The sequence below is a fragment of the Anaeromyxobacter dehalogenans 2CP-C genome (genome assembly GCF_000013385.1).
Taxonomy (GTDB): Bacteria; Myxococcota; Myxococcia; order Myxococcales; family Anaeromyxobacteraceae; genus Anaeromyxobacter; species Anaeromyxobacter dehalogenans_B.
In genome coordinates, this window is record NC_007760.1 from 1,727,715 (window position 1) to 1,745,236 (window position 17,522).

At 77.1% G+C, this 17,522-nt stretch carries 19 protein-coding genes; 11 read left to right on the plus strand and 8 right to left on the minus strand.

The genetic code is table 11. The features are described from left to right. The first annotated feature begins 19 nt into the window (after positions 1–19). Genes ADEH_RS07755 through tsaE form a run of 3 tightly spaced genes read left to right on the plus strand, consistent with a single transcriptional unit; the run spans position 20 to position 2,486 of the window. A complete protein-coding gene (locus tag ADEH_RS07755; RefSeq protein ID WP_011420557.1) occupies positions 20–406 on the plus strand; it encodes a holo-ACP synthase in 387 nt (128 codons plus the stop codon). After that, positions 403–1,932, plus strand: coding sequence for a bifunctional ADP-dependent NAD(P)H-hydrate dehydratase/NAD(P)H-hydrate epimerase (locus tag ADEH_RS07760; protein WP_011420558.1), 1,530 nt, complete (start codon positions 403–405; stop codon positions 1,930–1,932). The genes ADEH_RS07755 and ADEH_RS07760 overlap by 4 nt, the downstream gene beginning before the upstream one ends. After that, positions 1,920–2,486, plus strand: coding sequence for a tRNA (adenosine(37)-N6)-threonylcarbamoyltransferase complex ATPase subunit type 1 TsaE (tsaE, locus tag ADEH_RS07765; protein WP_011420559.1), 567 nt, complete (start codon positions 1,920–1,922; stop codon positions 2,484–2,486). The genes ADEH_RS07760 and tsaE overlap by 13 nt, the downstream gene beginning before the upstream one ends. On the opposite strand, the gene ADEH_RS07770 is transcribed toward tsaE, so the two are convergent. The 5 genes from ADEH_RS07770 to hutU all read right to left on the minus strand — a co-directional run bounded on the left by ADEH_RS07770 (position 2,483) and on the right by hutU (position 7,406). Beyond that, positions 2,483–2,944: a hypothetical protein gene (locus ADEH_RS07770; RefSeq protein ID WP_011420560.1), complete on the minus strand. Its 462-nt coding sequence runs from the start codon at positions 2,942–2,944 to the stop codon at positions 2,483–2,485. The two genes, tsaE and ADEH_RS07770, sit on opposite strands and share 4 nt — an antisense overlap. 164 nt (positions 2,945–3,108) lie before the next feature. After that, positions 3,109–3,882, minus strand: coding sequence for a class II glutamine amidotransferase (locus tag ADEH_RS07775; protein WP_011420561.1), 774 nt, complete (start codon positions 3,880–3,882; stop codon positions 3,109–3,111). A 90-nt stretch (positions 3,883–3,972) separates the two neighbouring features. Continuing rightward, positions 3,973–4,494, minus strand: a complete 522-nt coding sequence (locus ADEH_RS07780) for a metallophosphoesterase family protein (protein WP_011420562.1) — start codon at positions 4,492–4,494, stop codon at positions 3,973–3,975. Positions 4,495–4,503: 9 nt separating this feature from the next. Continuing rightward, positions 4,504–5,769: an imidazolonepropionase gene (gene hutI, locus ADEH_RS07785; RefSeq protein WP_011420563.1), complete on the minus strand. Its 1,266-nt coding sequence runs from the start codon at positions 5,767–5,769 to the stop codon at positions 4,504–4,506. Further along, a complete protein-coding gene (gene hutU / locus ADEH_RS07790) occupies positions 5,766–7,406 on the minus strand; it encodes a urocanate hydratase (RefSeq protein WP_011420564.1) in 1,641 nt (546 codons plus the stop codon). The genes hutI and hutU overlap by 4 nt, the downstream gene beginning before the upstream one ends. 102 nt (positions 7,407–7,508) lie before the next feature. On the opposite strand from hutU, the gene asd reads away from it, so the two are divergent. From asd to ADEH_RS07815, 5 genes are all read left to right on the plus strand, one after another. Continuing rightward, entirely contained in the window at positions 7,509–8,354 is an 846-nt protein-coding gene (asd, locus tag ADEH_RS07795) for an archaetidylserine decarboxylase (protein ID WP_041453407.1), read from the plus strand. Between the two features lie 69 nt (positions 8,355–8,423). Continuing rightward, on the plus strand, positions 8,424–9,668 hold the full coding sequence (hisS, locus tag ADEH_RS07800; protein ID WP_041453408.1) for a histidine--tRNA ligase: 1,245 nt from the start codon (positions 8,424–8,426) through the stop codon (positions 9,666–9,668). A gap of 5 nt (positions 9,669–9,673) precedes the next feature. Further along, positions 9,674–10,225: a hypothetical protein gene (locus ADEH_RS07805; protein WP_011420567.1), complete on the plus strand. Its 552-nt coding sequence runs from the start codon at positions 9,674–9,676 to the stop codon at positions 10,223–10,225. Continuing rightward, positions 10,225–11,124, plus strand: coding sequence for a tRNA (adenosine(37)-N6)-dimethylallyltransferase MiaA (gene miaA, locus ADEH_RS07810; RefSeq protein WP_011420568.1), 900 nt, complete (start codon positions 10,225–10,227; stop codon positions 11,122–11,124). The genes ADEH_RS07805 and miaA overlap by 1 nt, the downstream gene beginning before the upstream one ends. Positions 11,125–11,178: 54 nt before the next feature. Continuing rightward, positions 11,179–12,147, plus strand: a complete 969-nt coding sequence (locus ADEH_RS07815) for an acetyl-CoA carboxylase carboxyltransferase subunit alpha (RefSeq protein WP_011420569.1) — start codon at positions 11,179–11,181, stop codon at positions 12,145–12,147. Here ADEH_RS07815 and ADEH_RS07820 read toward each other — a convergent pair. Beyond that, positions 12,131–12,523 (minus strand): hypothetical protein, encoded by a 393-nt coding sequence (locus ADEH_RS07820; protein WP_011420570.1) that lies wholly within the window; start codon positions 12,521–12,523, stop codon positions 12,131–12,133. The two genes, ADEH_RS07815 and ADEH_RS07820, sit on opposite strands and share 17 nt — an antisense overlap. Positions 12,524–12,621: 98 nt before the next feature. Here ADEH_RS07820 and cmk point away from each other — a divergent pair, with 98 nt between their 5' ends. Together cmk and ADEH_RS07830 are read left to right on the plus strand one after the other, a co-directional pair. Next, a complete protein-coding gene (cmk, locus tag ADEH_RS07825) occupies positions 12,622–13,374 on the plus strand; it encodes a (d)CMP kinase (RefSeq protein ID WP_011420571.1) in 753 nt (250 codons plus the stop codon). Continuing rightward, a complete protein-coding gene (locus tag ADEH_RS07830; RefSeq protein WP_041453409.1) occupies positions 13,371–14,033 on the plus strand; it encodes a hypothetical protein in 663 nt (220 codons plus the stop codon). The genes cmk and ADEH_RS07830 overlap by 4 nt, the downstream gene beginning before the upstream one ends. 12 nt (positions 14,034–14,045) lie before the next feature. Here ADEH_RS07830 and ADEH_RS07835 read toward each other — a convergent pair whose 3' ends face one another. Both ADEH_RS07835 and ADEH_RS07840 read right to left on the minus strand, forming a co-directional pair. Next, positions 14,046–14,999, minus strand: coding sequence for an alpha/beta hydrolase-fold protein (locus tag ADEH_RS07835; protein WP_157061345.1), 954 nt, complete (start codon positions 14,997–14,999; stop codon positions 14,046–14,048). Positions 15,000–15,055: 56 nt separating this feature from the next. After that, complete coding sequence (locus ADEH_RS07840; protein ID WP_011420574.1) at positions 15,056–16,384, minus strand: alpha/beta hydrolase-fold protein; 1,329 nt, start codon at positions 16,382–16,384, stop codon at positions 15,056–15,058. 147 nt (positions 16,385–16,531) lie between these two features. On the opposite strand from ADEH_RS07840, the gene ispH reads away from it, so the two are divergent. Then, positions 16,532–17,368 carry a 4-hydroxy-3-methylbut-2-enyl diphosphate reductase gene (ispH, locus tag ADEH_RS07845; RefSeq protein WP_041453411.1) on the plus strand — a complete coding sequence of 279 codons (837 nt, stop codon included), beginning with the start codon at positions 16,532–16,534 and terminating at the stop codon, positions 17,366–17,368. The last annotated feature ends 154 nt before the right edge of the window (positions 17,369–17,522 follow it).

Here is a 17,522-nt window from a genome sequence, read left to right on the forward strand (position 1 = left end):
CGGCGAGGGAGGAGCGGGCGTGATCCTGGGGCTCGGCCTGGACGTGGTGGAGGTGGCCCGGATCCAGCGGATCCTGGCCGGCCCGCCCGCGCGCGCGGAGCGGTTCCTGGCGCGGGTGTTCGCGCCGGCCGAGCGCGCCTACTGCGACGCGCGGCAGGACCGCGCCACCCGCTACGCGGCGCGCTTCGCGGCCAAGGAGGCGGCCGTGAAGGCGCTCGGCACGCCGGAGGGCGTGCGCTGGCTGGACCTGGTGGTCGAGCGCGGGACGGGCGCGCCGTCGCTGGCGCTGGACGGCGTCGCGGCGGACGCGGCACGGCGCATGGGGGTCGCGCGCGTGCACCTCACGCTCACGCACGACGGCGGCGTGGCGGTCGCGGCGGTGATCCTGGAGGGGGCCGGGCCATGAGGCTGGTGGGCGCCGCGGAGATGCGCGCGATCGACCGGGCCGCCATCGACGGCCTGGGGATCCCGTCGCTCGACCTGATGGAGCGCGCGGGGCGGGCCGCGGCCGACGCGGCGCGCGCGCTGGCCGGGCCGGGCGGCCGGTTCGCGGTGGTCTGCGGCGGCGGCAACAACGGCGGGGACGGCTGGGTGGTGGCGCGGCTGCTGGTCGGCGCCGGGCGGGCGGTGCGGGTCGTGTCGCTCGTGGACGCGGCGCGGCTCGGTCCGGACGCGCGGGCCGAGCGCGCGCGCGCCGAGGCGGCCGGGGTGGGGGCCGAGCCCGGCGACGCGCCGCTCGAGGCGGGCCCGGGCGACGTGGTGGTGGACGCGATCTTCGGGACCGGCCTGTCGCGCGCCCCCGAGGGCGCGTTCGCGGAAGCCATCGCGCGGATCGAGGACGCGCGGCGCGCCGGCGCGCGGGTGCTGGCCGTGGACGTCCCCTCGGGACTGTCCGCCGACACCGGCCGGCCGCTGGGCGAGGCCTGCGTCCGCGCCGACCGCACCGTCACCTTCGCGTTCCAGAAGCGCGGCCTGGTGCTCCACCCGGGCCCGGCCTACGCCGGGGAGGTGACGGTGGCCGACATCGGCATCCCGCCGGAGGCGGCGGCGCAGGTTCCCGCCGAGGCCGAGATGCTCCTCGAGGAGGAGGCCCGCGCGCTGGTGCCGCCGCGCGACCCGGAGGCGCACAAGGGCGACGCGGGGCGGGTGCTCGTGATCGCCGGCTCGCCCGGGAAGACCGGCGCGGCGCACCTCGCGCTCACCGGCGCGCTGCGCGGCGGCGCCGGCCTGGTGACGCTGGCAGCGAGGGCGGAGGTCCTGCCCATGGCGCTGGCGGGGCGGCCGGAGGCGATGAGCACCGCCTTGCCGGGCGCCGGGCCGCTCGGCAAGGCCGACCTGCGTCCGCTGCTGGAGGCGGCCTCGGCCGCGGACGCGCTGGTGATCGGGCCGGGGATACCGCGCGGCGACGGCACCGGCGCGCTCCTGCTCGAGCTGCTCGCGCGCGCGGGCGTCCCGGCGGTGCTCGACGCCGACGCACTCAACGCGCTCGCGGGCCAGGCGGAGCGGCTCGCCGCGACGGGCGCGCCGCTGCTGCTCACCCCGCACCCCGGCGAGATGGCCCGGCTGTGCGGGGTCTCCACCGCCGAGGTGCAGGGCGACCGCCTCGGGCTCGCGGCGCGCCAGGCGCGGGCCTGGGGCGCGACGGTGGCGCTGAAGGGCGCGCGCACGGTGGTGGCCGGTCCGTCGGGCCCGCCGGCGGTGATCCCGACCGGCAACCCGGGTCTCGCCACCGGCGGCACCGGCGACGTGCTGGCCGGGCTGTGCGGGGCGCTGCTCGCGGGCGGGCTCGCGCCCGCGGCCGCGGGGCGGGCGGGCGCGTGGATCCACGGGCGGGCGGGCGACCTGGCCGCGCGGCGGCTCGGGCAGCGCGGGCTGCTCGCCGGCGACCTGGGGGCGGCCATCGGGGAGGTGTGGGCGGAATGGCGGAGATGAGCGGGGAGCGCTTCACCGCGCGGCGGACCACCCGGTCGGCGGCGGCCACGCGGCGGCTCGGCGCGAGGCTCGGCGCGCTGCTCCGGCCCGGCGACGTGGTGGCGCTGGAGGGCGACCTCGGGGCCGGCAAGACGCAGCTCGTCCGCGGCGCCTGCGAGGGCGCGGAGGTCCCGCCCGGCGAGGTCTCCAGCCCCACCTTCGCCATCGTCGCCACCTACGGCGGGCGCATCCCGGTGCACCACGCCGACCTGTACCGGATCGCCGACGAGGACGAGCTGTACGGGACCGGCTTCGGCGACCTGGTGGGCGGGGAGGGCGCGCTGCTGGTGGAGTGGGCCGACCGGATCCCGGGGGCGCTCCCGGCGGAGCGGCTCACCCTGCGCCTCTCGCACGACGCCACGCGGCCGGACGTCCGCCACCTGGAGCTGGACGGCGTGGGCGCGCGCCACGCGGCGCTGGCGCGGGCGCTGGCGGCCCCGGCCGCGCGCGCGCCGCGTCCCGCGGCCCGCGCCGCGGCGCCCCGCCGCCGCTCCCGCGGCGCCGGCCCCCGCTAGTCGAACGCGTGGCAGGCGAGGCAGAGCGGCTTCGGGCTCACGTCCGCGCCGTCGCGGAGCACCTCGCCCTGCCGTTCCTCGTAGGTGCTCTCCACGCCCGGGATCACGCGCCCGCGCGCGGTCGCCCCCTGCGGCAGGAGCAGGTGGAAGCGCCACCGCGAGGTGGCCGAGTGGCAGCTCCAGCAGTGGACCTTGCCGTCCGGCAGGGCCACGCCGCGCCGCTCGACCTCGGCGCGGGGGCGGAGCATGCCCGACGCGTCGGGGCTGTAGAGGACGTCCACCGGGTGGGCGTCGTGCATGCGCGCCGCCTCCTCGTGGCACTCCACGCACGTGGACACCGGGGCGCCGAGCAGCCCCCCGTGGATCTCGTCCCAGCGGCCCGGAACGGTCTGCCCCGCGATACGCGCCGGGGCGAGGGCCGCCGCTGCGGACACCACCGCGAAGATCGTCGAACGCATGGCCCCTCCGCGCAGCGTCGAAGCGATCGCAACCTCGCCACGAGCGTACCGGGAGCCATCACCCTCGGCGGCCTCACCTCGGGGTTCGCGCAGGCGGGTCGCGCCGCCGGGCCTGCTACGCTGGCGGCACGGAACGCGCCGGGGTGGTCCCCGCGCGGAGGGGCTCAGGCGGCGTGCAGCGGCGCGTCAACCACGCGGATCCCGTCCTCGGTGGCGACGAAGCCGCCCTCGGGCACCTCGCGCCAAGGGGCGCGGCCGATCCGCTCGCTCGCCACCACGAACGCGTGGCGCGGCCCGGCGTCGCTCGCGGCGTGGAGCGTGCGACCGCGGCGGCAGGCGGCGAGCAGCCGGCCGTCGGACACGAGGAAGGTGAGCGAGCTCGGCTTCGGCGACGGGACCGCGTCCGCGATGCGCAGCACGGTGTCGGTGGTCGCTGCGAGCGCCGCGCGCACCGCCTCGACGCCCGGGGCCTCGAGCCCGCCGCGCGCGCGCAGCCGGGTGAGGAACAGGTGGAAGCAGCGCTCGCTGTCGGTGTCGCCGCGGATGCGCCCGCGCAGGTCGGGGTCGATCTCCGCGAGGAGCCGCTCGCGCACCTCCGGGTCGTCCTTGAAGCGGGCCACGGTCCCGTTGTGGGCGAAGATCCAGCGGTCGTGGACGAACGGGTGCGTGTTCTCGCGGAGCACCGGCCCGACGCTCGCCTCGCGCACGTGCGCGACCACCAGCGCCGAGCGGATCTCGCGCCCCGCCTCGACGAAGGCGGCGTCGGCGTGGGCGGGGAGGATGCCCCGGCGCACGAGGGGTGAGCCCTCCACGTACCACCCGATGCCCCAGCCGTGCGGGTGCCGGTGGGACTGGAACCGGAGGGCGTTCTCTGCGCTGCAGAGCGGCTCGCAGGCGTCGCGGCCGGGGTGGGCGTGCTGACCGAAGAGGCGGCACATCGCGGACGCAGGGAATCTAGCAGGGCGCCGGCCGCCGATCCAATCCGGGCGGGGGCGCACCCGCGGCGGCGGGCGGGCGGGCGCCGCCCCTCAGAGCCGCGCGTCCACGGGGGGCCCGAACGGCCGCGGGGCGCCGGCGCCCAGCTCGTAGAACGCCACCTGCGCGTGCCGCCCGCGCACGGTGAGGATCGCGGCGGTGCGCGGCAGGCGGAAGCGGCGCGGGCCGGCGCTCCCGGGGTTCACGTAGAGCGTGGGGCCGAGGCGCGCCGCGCCGGGGCGGTGGGAGTGGCCGTGGATCACCATCTCGGGCGGATCGCGCGCGAGCAGCGGGCGCGCCGGCGGGCGGGGCCGGTCGCGCGGGCCGAGGTCGTGGACCACCAGCGCCCGGAGCGCGCCGAGCGCGAGCCGGGCGGTCTCCGGCAGCGCGTCGAACGCGGGATCCCGGTCGTTGTTCCCGCGGACCGCGGCGACCGGCGCGACCTCGGCCAGCGCGTCCAGGATCTCCGGGCGGACCACGTCGCCGGCGTGGACCAGCAGGGCGCAGCCGCGGAACAGCCCGGGCAGCGCGGGGTCGAGCAGGCCGTGGGTGTCCGAGAGGAGCCCGACCCGCACGGCGCGCCCTCAGCGGCAGTCCACCATCGCCGCGGGCGGCGCCTCGTGCACCACCCGCCCGTGCTTCACCACCACCAGCGCGTGGTTGACGGCCATGTGCCAGGCCAGGTGCTCGGGCGAGCCGCAGCCCCACAGCACCAGGTCCGCGTCGGCGCCGCGCGCGACGCGGCCCAGGTCCGGCTGCCGCAGCGCCCGCGCGCCGCCCGCGGTGAACGCGACGAGCGCCTCGGCGGGCGTCAGCCGCAGCTTCAGGCAGGCGAGCGAGAGCGTGAGCCCGACGTTCTCGCTCATGGCGCTGCCCGGGTTCATGTTGGTGGCGAGCGAGACCGGCACGCCCGCCTCGAGCAGCCGCCGCGCCGGCGCGTACCGCTCCGACCCGAGGAACAGCGTCGAGAGGGGCAGCAGCCCGGCCACCACGCGCGCCTGGGCGAGCGCGGCGATCCCGGCGTCGTCCAGCTCCTCGAGGTGATCCGCGCTGGAGCAGCCGAGCTCGGCGGCGAGCCGCGCCCCGCCGCCCGCGGTGAGCTGCTCCGCGTGGACGCGCGGCACGAGCCCGCGGTCCTTCGCGGCCTGGAGCAGCAGCCGGGCCTCGTCGGGCGCGAAGGCCCCGTCCTCCACGAACACGTCGCAGAACTGCGCCAGCCGCTCGCGGGCCACCTGCGGGATGAGCGACGCGCACGCGTCGCGCACGAACCCGGCCCGGTCGCCCACCTGCTCGGGCGGCACCGCGTGGAACAGGAGCGTGGGCAGGATGGTCGCGTCCCCGCCGAGCGCGCGCCCGAGCTGGTGGACGATGCGCAGCAGCCGCAGCTCCTCGGGCGCGTCCAGGCCGTAGCCGCTCTTCACCTCGAGGGTGGTGACGCCCTGGGCGATCAGGCGGCGGGCGCGCGCCGCGGCGGCCGCGAGCAGCTGCTCGTCCGGCGCGGCGCGGGTCTCGCGGGTGGTGACCGCGATGCCGCCGCCGGAGAGCGCCACCTGGAGGTACGTCCGCCCGGCGCAGCGGAGCGCGAACTCGCCGGCGCGCTCGCCCGCGAAGACGAGGTGCGTGTGCGAGTCCACCAGCCCCGGGGTGACGAGGCCGCCGCGGGCGTCGATCACCTGCGCGCCGGCCAGGTTCACCTCGGCCTCGACGTCGCGCTCGCGGCCGACCCAGGCGACGCGGCGGCCCTCCACGGCCACCGCGGCCCCGGGGAGCAGGCCGGCGTCGGAGGGGCCGCGGTCGCAGGTGGCGACCACGGCGTTGCGGAGGACCAGGGTGGCGGCGGGGCGGCTCACGGCAGCTTGATACCCCGTTCCCGCGCGACGCGCTCGGCCTCCGGATAGCCCGCGTCCGCGTGACGGAGCACGCCCATGGCCGGGTCGCTGCGCAGCACCCGGGCGATGCGGCGCGCCGCCGCATCGGTCCCGTCCGCCACGATCACCTGCCCGGCGTGGAGGCTCCAGCCGATCCCGACGCCGCCGCCGTGGTGGAAGCTGACCCACGACGCCCCGTTCACCGCGTTCACCAGCGCGTTCAGGATGGGCCAGTCGGCCACCGCGTCGGACCCGTCCTTCATCGCCTCGGTCTCGCGGTTGGGGGAGGCCACCGAGCCGCAGTCGAGGTGATCGCGGCCGATGACGATGGGCGCCTTCACCTCGCCGCGCCGCACCAGCTCGTTGAACGCCAGCCCGGCGCGGTCGCGCTCGCCGTAGCCCAGCCAGCAGATGCGCGCCGGCAGCCCCTGGAACCTGACCTTGCGGGCGGCGAGGTCGAGCCAGCGGCGCAGGCCGGCGTTCTCCGGGAACAGCTCCGCGACGGCGCGGTCGGTGCGCGCGATGTCGGCCGGGTCGCCGGACAGCGCCACCCAGCGGAACGGCCCCTTGCCCTCGCAGAACATGGGCCGGATGTAGGCCGGGACGAAGCCGGGGTACGCGAACGCGTCCGCGAGGCCCGCCTCGCGCGCACCGGCGCGCAGGTTGTTGCCGTAGTCGAACACGTGGCTGCCCATGCGCCGCATGGCCAGCATCGCCTCGACCTGCCGGGCCATGGACTCCTTCGCGCGCCGCACCACGCCCTCGGGGTCTCGCGCGCGGAGCGCGGGGAGGTCCGCGAGCGGCGCGTCGGCGGGGACGTAGCCGTTCAGCGGATCGTGGGCGGAGGTCTGGTCGGTGACGAGGTCGGGCGCGACGCCGCGGCGGGCCAGCTCGGCGTAGACGGTGGCGGCGTTGCCCACCAGGCCGACCGAGAGCGGCCGCCTGGCGCGGCGCGCCTCGTCGAGCCGGGCGAGCGCGTCGTCGAGGTCGGCGGCGCGCGCGTCGAGGTAGCCGGTCGCGAGCCGCTTCTCGATGCGGGCCGGGTCCACGTCCACGCCCAGGAACGCGGCGCCGAGCAGCGTGGCCGCGAGCGGCTGCGCGCCGCCCATGCCGCCGAGCCCGCCGGAGAGCACCAGGCGGCCGGCGAGGTCGTCGGTGCCGAAGTGCGTGCGGCCGGCCTGCGCGAACGTCTCGTAGGTGCCCTGCAGGATCCCCTGGCTGCCGATGTAGATCCAGGAGCCCGCGGTCATCTGCCCGTACATCATGAGCCCGCGCGCCTCGAGGTCCCAGAAGTGCTCCCAGGTGGCGAAGCGCGGGACCAGGTTCGAGTTCGCGATGAGCACGCGCGGCGCGTCGGGGTGGGTGCCGAGCACGCCCACCGGCTTGCCGCTCTGCACGAGCAGCGTCTCGTCGTCGCCGAGCGCCTTCAGGGCCGCGACGATGCGCCGGTAGCTCTCCCAGTCGCGGGCGGCCTTCCCGGTGCCGCCGTAGACCACCAGGTCCTCGGGCCGCTCGGCCACGTCGGGATCGAGGTTGTTCATGAGCATGCGGAGCGCCGCCTCCTGCACCCAGCCTCGGCAGGAGAGGGCGTCGCCTCGCGGCGCGCGGATCGGATCCATGGACGCAACCTCCGGCGCGAGAGCGTGGCCCGGGGGCCGGCCGGCCGCACCGCGAAAAACGGGGCCCGCCGCGGCCGGCCGCTGCTAGACTCCGCGCGCTCCATGAACGACCGCCTGTTCATCTCCGCCCTGCGGCTCCTGCCCAAGAACGCCCTCTCGCGCGCCGTCGGCGCGCTCACCCGCTGGCGCGCGCCGCTCCCCGTGCGGCTCGCCGCCATGCGGGCGTTCGCGCGGCGCTACGGCATCGACCTGTCGGAGTGCCCGGACCTCGACGTGTACCGGACGTTCGGCGAGTTCTTCGCGCGCCCGCTGCGGCCCGGGCTGCGGCCCGTCGCGCCCGGCGAGCGGGTGCTGGTGTCACCGGTGGACGGCGTCGTGTCCGAGACCGGCCGCGCCGAGGCCGGCCGGCTGGTGCAGGCGAAGGGCATCGACTACCCGGCCGCCGCGCTGCTGGGCGACGACGCGCTCGCCGCGCGGCTGGCGGGCGGCGCCTACGCGACGCTGTACCTCTCGCCCAAGGACTACCACCGCATCCACTTCCCGCTGGGCGGGCGGGTGACCGGCTGGCGCTACGTGCCGGGGAAGCTCTGGCCGGTGAACCCGGCCTCGGTCCGGACGGTGCCCGGCCTGTTCGCGCTGAACGAGCGGCTGGTGACCGTCCTGGAGACGCCGCTCGGCGCCTGCGCGGTGGTGGCGGTGGGGGCCACGGTGGTGGGCCGGGTGTGCGCCTACTACGACCCGTCCATCCCGTTCACCAACCTGGCGGGCGCGGCGCCGCGCCGCCACGACTACCCGACGCCCATCCCGGTGGAGAAGGGGCAGGAGCTGGGGGCGTTCGAGATGGGCTCCACGGTGATCCTGCTCTTCGAGCCGGGAAAGGTCCGGCTCGACCCGCGGCTCGCGCCCGGGGCGCGGGTCCGGGTGGGCGAGCCGCTCGGCGGCGCCTAGCCCCGCCGCGGAGGGCGGGCTCCCCACACCCCCGTGCATCACGGGCGGGGCTCTGGTATCTACGCCGGCGTGAAGATCAACGGCGTGAAGGGCATGAACGACGTCCTCCCCGCGGACGTCGCCCGCTGGCACGAGATGGAGTCGGTCGCGCGCGACGTGTTCGCGCTGTACGGCTACCGCGAGGTGCGGACCCCGGCCGTGGAGCACGCGGCGCTGTTCGCCCGGGGCGTCGGCGAGGCCACCGACATCGTCAACAAGGAGATGTACGTCTTCGAGGACAAGGGCGAGGAGCTGCTCGCGCTGCGCCCCGAGGGCACCGCCGGCACGGTGCGCGCGTTCATCGAGCACGGCGCGTTCGTGGAGGGCCCGCAGAAGTGGTTCTACATGGGCCCGATGTTCCGGCGCGAGCGGCCGCAGAAGGGCCGCTACCGCCAGTTCCACCAGATCGGCTGCGAGGCGTTCGGCGTCGCCGAGCCGTACCTCGACGCGGAGCAGATCGCGCTGCTCGCGGACTACTTCGCGCGCCTGGGCGTCACCGCCGAGCTGAAGCTCAACTCGGTGGGCGACGCGCAGTGCCGCCCCGCCTACCTCGCCGACCTGAAGGCGTACCTGGTCTCGAACCAGGGCGCGCTCTGCGCCGACTGCAAGGACCGCATCGAGCGCAACCCGCTCCGCGTGCTCGACTGCAAGGTCGAGTCCTGCCAGCCGGTGCTGGAGAAGGCCCCGCGGCTGCTGGAGCGGCTCTGCGAGCCGTGCCGGACGCACTTCGACCAGGTGAAGGCCGGGCTCGACGCGCTCGGCGTCGCCTACCGCGTCGAGCCGAGGCTGGTCCGCGGGCTCGACTACTACGTGCGCACCGCCTACGAGTTCACCTCCGACGCGCTCGGCTCCCAGTCGGCGGTCGCGGGCGGCGGCCGGTACGACCGGCTGGTCGAGACGCTGGGCGGGCCGCCGACGCCGGGCATCGGCTTCGCGCTCGGCGAGGAGCGCCTCTCCATGATCCTGGAGAAGGTGGGCCGCGCCGCGCCGGAGCGCCGGCCGGCGGTGTTCTTCGTCAGCGCGGACGCGACCGGCGCGCTCGAGGCGCTGCGGCTCGCCGCCGCGCTGCGCCGCGCCGGGATCGCCTGCGAGCTCGATCCGCGCGGCGGCAAGATGAAGGCGCAGTTCAAGCAGGCGGAGCGGGTCGGCGCGCGCTGGGCGGTGGTGCTCGGCGGGAACGAGGTCGCGACCGGCCAGGCGAAGCTGAAGGACCTGCAGACGCGCGAGGAGACGCCCATCGCGCTCTCCGACCTCGCCGCGCGGGTCGCGGGGTAGCCGCCATGCCGCTCGCGCCCCTCGCCGCGCTCGCGCTCGCCCTCGCCGCCGCGCCCGCGGCGGCCCCCGCCGCCGCGCCGGCCGCCGCTCCGAAGCCCGCGCCCGCCCAGGGTCCGGCCCGGGCGCCCGCGCCGGCCGGCGCCCGCCCGGTGGTGCTGGAGGTCTCCGCGGACCGCGGCGTCGCGGCCGCGATCGTCGGGGCCGTGACCGAGCGGCTCTGCGCGGCGGTCGCCGAGGCGGCGAAGGCCGACGCGATCTGCCCGGACGGCGCCCCCGAGCTGGAGGTGGTCCAGCGCGCCGAGGCGCTCGGCGCCTGCCGGGGCGAGGACTGCCCGCGCACGGTGGCCGAGGCGCTCGAGGCGGATCGCCGCGTGCTGGCGCGCCTGGAGCGCGACGCGGCGGGCGGGCTGCGGATCACGGTCCGGCTGCTCGGCGCCGCGGGCGTGCCGGTCGCCTCCGCGGCGGCGCCGCTGCCGGAGGACCTCGAGCCGCTGCTCGCGCGCGCGGCGTCGCTCGTGCCGGGGCTGTTCGAGGCGCGGGGCGCCGGGGCCCGCTGATGCGGCTGGTGTTGGTCGCCGGACCGACCGCGTCCGGCAAGACCGCGCTCGCCGTCGCGCTGGCGCAGCGGCTCGGCGGCGAGATCGTCAACGCCGACTCGCAGCAGGTCTACCGCGGGCTCGACGTCGGCACCGCCAAGCCCACCGCCGAGGAGCGCGCCGCCGCCCCGCACCACCTGCTCGACCTCGTCGAGCCGGGGGAGGGGATGGACGCGGCCCGCTTCGCGGCGCTCGCCGACGCGGCCATCGCGGACATCGCGGCGCGCGGGCGCGTGCCCATCGTGGCGGGCGGCACCGGGCTCTACGTGAGGGCGCTGCTGCACGGCGTGGTGGAGGCGCCCGGGCGCGACCCCGAGCTGCGCCGGGCCCTGGAGGCAGAGGCGGCGCGCGACGGCCGGCCGGCGCTCCACGCGCGGCTCGCGGCGGTGGACCCCGCCGCGGCGGCGCGCATCCGCCCGAACGACCTCGTGCGGGTGGTGCGCGCGCTGGAGATCGCCGCCGGCGGCCGGACGCCCTCCGAGCTGTACCAGGCGCACGCCTTCCGCGAGGACCGCTACGACGCGGCGCTGCTCGCGCTCGATCCCCCGCGCGCGGAGCTGCACGCGCGCATCGACGCCCGGGTCCGCGCCATGTTCGCGGGCGGCCTGCTCGAAGAGGCGCGCGCGCTCGCCGCCCGCTTCGGCGGCGCGCTGCCGGCCCGGCTGCCCATCGGCTACGCGGAGGCGGCGGCGCACCTGCGCGGCGAGCTCGACCTCGAGGAGGCGATCCGGCGCGTCCAGGTCGCGCACCGCCGCTACGCGCGACGCCAGGTGATCTGGCTGCGCAAGGAGCGCGGCGTCGTCTGGATCGCCCCGCCGTACGACCCGGAGGCGTTGGCGCGCCGCGTCGAAAAGCGCTGAGAAGCCGGTGGGCTGCGCGCGTGCGTTCCGCCGGGGCCGTGCTATAAGCCGTCCGTGTCCAAGCCAGCCTACGCCCTCGACTTCGAGCGCCCGCTCCTCGCCCTCGAGTCCAAGATCGCCGAGCTGAAGGAGCTCTCCGGCGGCGCCAAGGTCGACTTCAGCGAGGAGATCCAGAAGCTCGAGAAGAAGGCCCGGAAGCTCCAGGCCGAGATCTTCAGCGACCTCGACCGGTGGCAGACGGTCCAGCTCGCCCGGCACCCGCAGCGCCCGTACACCCTCGACTACCTGAGGGAGCTGTTCACCGACTTCTTCGACATCGAGGGCGACCGGCGCTTCTCCGCCGACCACTCGATCGTGTCCGGGTTCGCCCGCTTCGACGGCGAGCCGGTGGTGGTCATCGGCCACCAGAAGGGCCGGAGCACCAAGGAGAACATGCTCCGGAACTTCGGCATGCCGCGGCCGGAGGGCTACCGCAAGGCGCGCCGGCTGTTCGACCTCGCCAACCGCTTCCGCAAGCCGGTCATCACCTTCATCGACACGCCGGGCGCGTACCCGGGCATCGGCGCCGAGGAGCGCGGCCAGGCCGAGGCCATCGCGGTGAACCTCGAGGTGATGGCGTCGCTCGAGGTGCCGGTCATCGCGATCGTCATCGGCGAGGGCGGTTCGGGCGGCGCGCTCGCGCTCGGCGTCGCGAACCGCGTGCTCATGCTGCAGTACTCGATCTACTCGGTCATCTCGCCGGAGAGCTGCAGCGCCATCCTCTACCGCGACCCGACCAAGGCGCAGAAGTCGGCCGACGCGCTGAAGCTGACGGCGCGCGACCTGGCCGGCTTCGGGATCACCGACGAGCTCATCCCCGAGGCGCCCGGCGGCGCGCACCGCGACCCGGTGCTCACCGCCAAGAACGTGGGCGACGCGCTCCGGCGCCACCTCGCCGAGCTCCGGAAGCTCACCCCCGAGCAGCTCGTCACCGACCGGTACCGCAAGTTCCGGGCGATGGGCGTGTTCACCTCGGAGGAGTGACGGCGCCGGCGCCGAGCGGGATCCGCTCCTCCGGCGCGCCCTCCGGGCCCGCCCGCAGCACCGCGTAGGAGCCGGGCCGGGGTCCCGCGGCGCGCACCGCCGGCTCCACCGCGGCCCAGAGCGCCCGCGCGTCCGGGCCGGCCAGGTGCAGCACGCAGTAGCCGTCGCGCCACTCGTCCCGGACCAGCCGGCCGGCGCCGGCCGCGAGCCGATCCATCAGCGCGTACTCGAGCTCGCGGAGCCGCTCGCGCTCCGCCCGCGAGCCGTGCGGCCGCTCGTCCAGCCGCAGGTGGACGGTCACCGGCTGCTCCGGCGCCCTCGCCGCGCCGGGCGCGGCGAGGAGCAGGGCGGCGAGGCCGGCGGCGGCGGCGTGCACCCCGGGATCGTGACGCCGGGGCCCGGCGGCGCCAGTCCGCGAACGGGGACCTCGGCGCGGTCGCGCCTCCCGGCGGAGAGGGGTATAAGGGTTCGCCCATGCCCGCCTCCCAGGGCTCCAGCCCCGCCTCCGCGCACCGCCCATTCATCGTCGCGATCGACGGCCCGGCCGGCGCGGGCAAGTCCACCGCCTCCCGCCAGCTCGCCGCCCGGCTCGGCTTCGCCATGGTGGACACCGGCGCCATCTACCGGACCGTGGCGCTCGCCGCGACGCTCCGCGGGATCGCGCTCGACGACGACGCCCGCCTGGGCCAGCTGCTCCCGAAGCTCGCCATCCGGTTCGCGCCCTCGGGGCAGCCCGGCGGCGGCCAGCGGGTCCTCCTCGGCGAGGAGGACGTGTCGGTGGAGATCCGCACCCCGCCCATGTCGCTCGGGGCGAGCAAGGTGTCGGCGCGGCCGGTGGTGCGGGCCGGGCTGCTGGACCTGCAGCGCCGGCTCGCGCTCGCCGCCGAGAACCGCGGGGCGGTGCTGGAGGGGCGCGACATCGGCACGGTGGTGTTCCCGGACGCGGACGCCAAGTTCTTCCTGGTCGCCACGCCAGAGGAGCGGGCGCGGCGGCGCCACGCCGAGCTGCTGGCGAAGGGCGATCCCTCCACGTTCGAGGAGGTGCTCGCCGATCAGCTGAAGCGCGACCGGCAGGACTCCGAGCGCGAGATCGCGCCGCTCCGCCCGGCCGACGACGCGGTGGTGGTGGACACGAGCGGCACGCCGCTCGAGGCGGTGGTGGACGCGCTCGCCCGCGAGGTGCGCGCGCGCCAGCGCCGGCGCGGGCGGGGCGGGGGCCGGCCGTGAGCGACGGCGCGCGCACGTACGGGCCGAAGGAGTGCGGCAGCTGCCGGCTGTGGAGGCCCATCCTGGAGGACGCGCGCGGGCCCATCGGCCCGTGCCGCCTCGGCGTGCGCACCGGCGACTTCCCCGGCACGGCGCCCGTCTGCGAGCGGTACCTGTCCCGCGAGGCCGCCATCCCGTCCGCGCCGCCGCCCGAGCCGGCGCGCCGCCGCGCGCGCGCGCCCGGGCCGACCGTGGTCGTGCACCGCGCCCCGGGCCACGGCGCGGCCGCGCCGGCGCCCGCGACCACGTTCTCCGTCCCCCTGCCCGAGGAGCTGACCGACATGACGCGAGAGGAGTTCGCCCAGGCCATCCGCGAGGCGCTGCGCGAGGACGTGCCCGTCCCGCTCGCGCCCAAGTGGGAAGGCGGCACGGTGGTGCTGAAGCCCGGCGATCCCGGCACCGCGCCCAAGGAGATCCCGCTCGACAGCCTGTTCCACAAGATCGTGATGATCCGGGACCGGCTGCGGGTGCTGGAGCAGAAGGTCAACGCGAACGACAAGCTGACCGACACCGAGAAGGTCGAGCTGCAGCAGTACGTGACCCGCTGCTACGGCTCGCTCACGACGTTCAACGTCCTGTTCAAGGACGAGAAGGACCGCTTCGTCGGCGACAAGGCCTGAGCGGCCCCGCGCTCACCGCCCGCGGGTGGTGAGGGAAGGCGGGCTGGAGCAGGTGCCGGAGAAGGCGCGCTCGGCCTCGGCCACCGCGCGCTGGTAGGCCTTCTCGTAGTCGGCCGCGCGCGGGTCCTTCGCCTTGCGCGCCAGGTCCCAGGCGGACTGGAACTCGCGCCGCGCGTCGCCGGCGCGCCCGCCCGCCTCGTACGCCTGCCCCAGGACCCCGTGCGCCGCGGGCACGCCCGCGTGGAGCGAGGCGTTCCGCTCCAGCGTCCGGAGCGCGCCGGCCGCGTCGCCGTCCCTGGCCTGCTGGAGCCCGGCGAGGCGCAGCGCCGGCTCGGGGGGCGGCACCTCCCACCCGAACCGCGCCGACAGCGCGCGGTAGTGCGCCTCGACCGCGGCCGCCCCGCCGCGCGGGCCGACGTCGCCGCGGGCCACCGGCATGCCCCAGCCCTGGAAGATGCCGCGCAGCCCGGCCACGGCGGCGGCGGTCACCTCGGGCGCGGCGTCGCCGGCGAGCGGCAGCGGGCGCCAGCCCTCGGGCGTGCCGGCCGGTCGCCGCCCGGCCACGATCCGCAGCGCCGCCGCCGGGTGGTTGCGCTCCACCCAGGGCGCCACCTCGGGGGCCAGCGCCGCGTCGGCGGCCGGCGAGGCCGAGCCCGCGCCGGCGGCCGCCGGCGTCACGCCGGCCTCGGCGCGCTCGACCGCCACCAGGATCACCTCCGGCATCTCGCCGCGCCGCGCGAGCCCTTGCGCGGCCGCGCCCACCGCGGCGAGATCCCGGGCGCCGTCGGCCAGGTAGACCACCGGGAGCCGCGCGCCGGGCGCGGCCTCGGGCGCGCGCACGGTGAGCCGCAGCGCGGCGCCCGACCGGGCGGGCAGCTCCACCACCCGGTCCGGCGCCGCCGCGGCGGCGCGGCCGGCGAGCGACGACAGGAAGAGCAGGGCGGCGGCGTGAGACGGGCGGATCATGGAACGCTCCTTCGCGGACTGCGGGTGCTCCGGTGCGCGGCCGGCGGCCGCGCGGTTCACTGACCGTGGTGGTGGTGGTCCTCCCAGCTCCGGTCCCCCGCCTTGCCGCACAGGTTGGGCAGGCCGGGCCAGGTGGGGCTGAACTCGCGGGGCGCGACGCGCGCGGTCGCCGCCTCGAGGTGCGCGCGGTAGGCGGCGGCGCCCGGGTCCTTGGCGCGCTCGGCCAGCTCGAGCGCCGTCCGGAACGCCCCCTTCGCCTCCTCGAGCCGGTCCGCGCGGGCCAGCGCCATCCCCAGCACGTCGTGGGCCGCCGCGCTGGCGGGATGCCAGGCCGCGTTCTGCCGCAGGGCCCGGATGCCGTCCTCGAGCTTCCCGTCGCGGATCGCCTGCCGGCCCGCGGCCTCCACCACAGGCTCGGGCGGCCGGACCGTCCACCCGAGCCGCTCCGAGAGCTTCGCGTAGTGGCGCTCGACCGCCGGGAGCCCTCCGCCCGGCCCGACGGCGCCCACCGGGGCGGGCATGGTCCACCCGGCGAACACCTCCTTGAAGCCGCGGGAGGCGCCCTCCAGCACCACCGACCAGTGGTCCTCGCCCGGGAGGTCCAGCGCCGCGACCTGGAGGCCCCCGCCGGCGGCGCTCGCGGCGCCCGCCAGCGCCTTCGCCTGCTTCGCCGCCTCCGGGCCGTCCTCCGCGGAGACGATCACCATCACGCCGCGCGGCGCGCGGCCGCCCGCCAGCGCCTCGCGGGCGCGCCGCACCGGCTCGCCGCCGTTCCAGGTGAGCGTGGGCGCGAGCGCCAGCGTCGCCTGGAACAGGCCCGGCCGCGCGAGCTGCGCGTGCACCGCGAGCAGCCCGCCCAGCGAGTGCCCGACCAGCATCCGGAACGGCTCGGTGCGGTAGGTCCGCTCCACGTGCGGGATGAGCTCGTCCTGCACGAACGACAGGAACCGGTCGCCGCCGCCCGAGGTCTTGAACACCGCGGGCGGCGCGCCCTCGAACTTGCCCGGCGACGGGGTGAGGTCGCGCATGCGGTCCGGGTGGTCGATGCCGACCAGGAGCACCTCGGGCATGCGCCCGTTCTGCGCCAGGAACCTCGTGACGGTGGCGAGCACCGCCAGGCTGGGGCTCCCGTCGGTGAAGTAGACCACCGGGTAGCGCCGGCCGGAGGTGGCGTAGCCGGGCGGCGCGAGCACGACGAAGCTGCGCTCCTCCCCGAGCACCGCCGAGCGGATCCGGAACGCGCCGGACGGCTCCGCCGGCGCGGGGGCGTCGGCGGCCGGCGCGCCGCCGGCGGGGGCCGGGGCAGGCGAGGGGGCTCCCTGCGCGGCGGCGCCGCCGGTGACGGTGAGCGCAACCAGCGAGGCCACGGCTCCGAGCGTTCGCATCGCCTTCCTCCAGGGCGGTCCAGGGGCGAGAGGCCCGCCCTGCGAACTTCGTGACTCGGAGTAGAGGGGACAACCCCGGCGGTGCGCCACGGATGGAGGGGGGAGGGTTGCTGGCCGGCGAGGGGGGCGCCGTTATATAGAGGCGCCGTGGACGTCAAGATCGCGAAGACCGCCGGGTTCTGCTGGGGTGTGCGCCGCACCGTAGACAAGGTGATGGAGGTCGCCGACCAGCATCGGGCGCCCGTCGTCACGCTCGGGCCCATCATCCACAACCCTCAGGCGGTCGCCCGCTTCAGCGAGAAGGGCGTCGGGACCGTGAACGGGATCGGCGAGGTGGCCGACGGGACCACGGTGGTGGTCCGGACGCACGGCGCCGTGCGCGAGGAGCTGGAGCGCGCCGAGGCGCGCGGGCTCGAGGTGGTGGACGGCACCTGCCCGTACGTGAAGTACCCGCAGGCCATGGCCCAGCGCCTCTCGCGCGAGGGCTACCACATCGTCATCGTCGGCGACGCGAACCACGCCGAGATCAAGGGCGTCATCTCGTACTCCGAGCAGCCGTGCACGGTGGTGAAGCCGGGCGGCCCGGTGCCGGAGATCAAGGCGAAGAAGGTCGCGGTCATCGCCCAGACCACCTGCATCGGCGCGGAGTTCGAGCGGGTGGTGGGCGTCCTGGCCCTCCGGCACAAGGAGGTCCGGGCCGTGAACACCATCTGCAACGACACCGAGGAGCGCCAGGCGGACGCCCGGGCGCTCGCGAGCGAGGTGGACGCGGTGGTGGTCGTGGGCGGGAAGAACAGCGCCAACACGCGCCACCTCGCCGAGATCTGCCGCGCCATCCAGCCGCGCACCTGGCACGTCGAGACCGAGGCCGAGCTCGAGGCGGCCTGGTTCGACGGCTGCCGGGTGGTCGGCCTTTCGGCGGGGGCCTCGACGCCGGACTGGGTGGTCGAGGGGGTGGCGGCCTGGCTGAGGGCGCTCCGCTAGCCTGGGCCGCCTTGACGCTGCAATTTCGGACGTGTAGCGTGCGCACTCCGTAATCTGCATGTGGGCCGGGGTACGCCCGGCGCGCGACGGCCTCTCGATCCCCGGGGGCGCGGCGCGAAGCACGAGACCAGGGGGCAACGCAGTGGCAACGCCG

Coding starts and splice junctions, on each gene's coding strand:
- ADEH_RS07760 (WP_011420558.1), top strand. CDS start 403: ATGAGGCTGGTGGGCGCCGCGGAGATGCGCGCGATCGACCGGGCCGCC.
- tsaE (WP_011420559.1), top strand. CDS start 1,920: ATGGCGGAGATGAGCGGGGAGCGCTTCACCGCGCGGCGGACCACCCGG.
- ADEH_RS07770 (WP_011420560.1), bottom strand. CDS start 2,944: ATGCGTTCGACGATCTTCGCGGTGGTGTCCGCAGCGGCGGCCCTCGCC.
- ADEH_RS07775 (WP_011420561.1), bottom strand. CDS start 3,882: ATGTGCCGCCTCTTCGGTCAGCACGCCCACCCCGGCCGCGACGCCTGC.
- hutU (WP_011420564.1), bottom strand. CDS start 7,406: ATGGATCCGATCCGCGCGCCGCGAGGCGACGCCCTCTCCTGCCGAGGC.
- asd (WP_041453407.1), top strand. CDS start 7,509: ATGAACGACCGCCTGTTCATCTCCGCCCTGCGGCTCCTGCCCAAGAAC.
- ADEH_RS07805 (WP_011420567.1), top strand. CDS start 9,674: ATGCCGCTCGCGCCCCTCGCCGCGCTCGCGCTCGCCCTCGCCGCCGCG.
- miaA (WP_011420568.1), top strand. CDS start 10,225: ATGCGGCTGGTGTTGGTCGCCGGACCGACCGCGTCCGGCAAGACCGCG.
- cmk (WP_011420571.1), top strand. CDS start 12,622: ATGCCCGCCTCCCAGGGCTCCAGCCCCGCCTCCGCGCACCGCCCATTC.
- ADEH_RS07835 (WP_157061345.1), bottom strand. CDS start 14,999: ATGATCCGCCCGTCTCACGCCGCCGCCCTGCTCTTCCTGTCGTCGCTC.
- ADEH_RS07840 (WP_011420574.1), bottom strand. CDS start 16,384: ATGCGAACGCTCGGAGCCGTGGCCTCGCTGGTTGCGCTCACCGTCACC.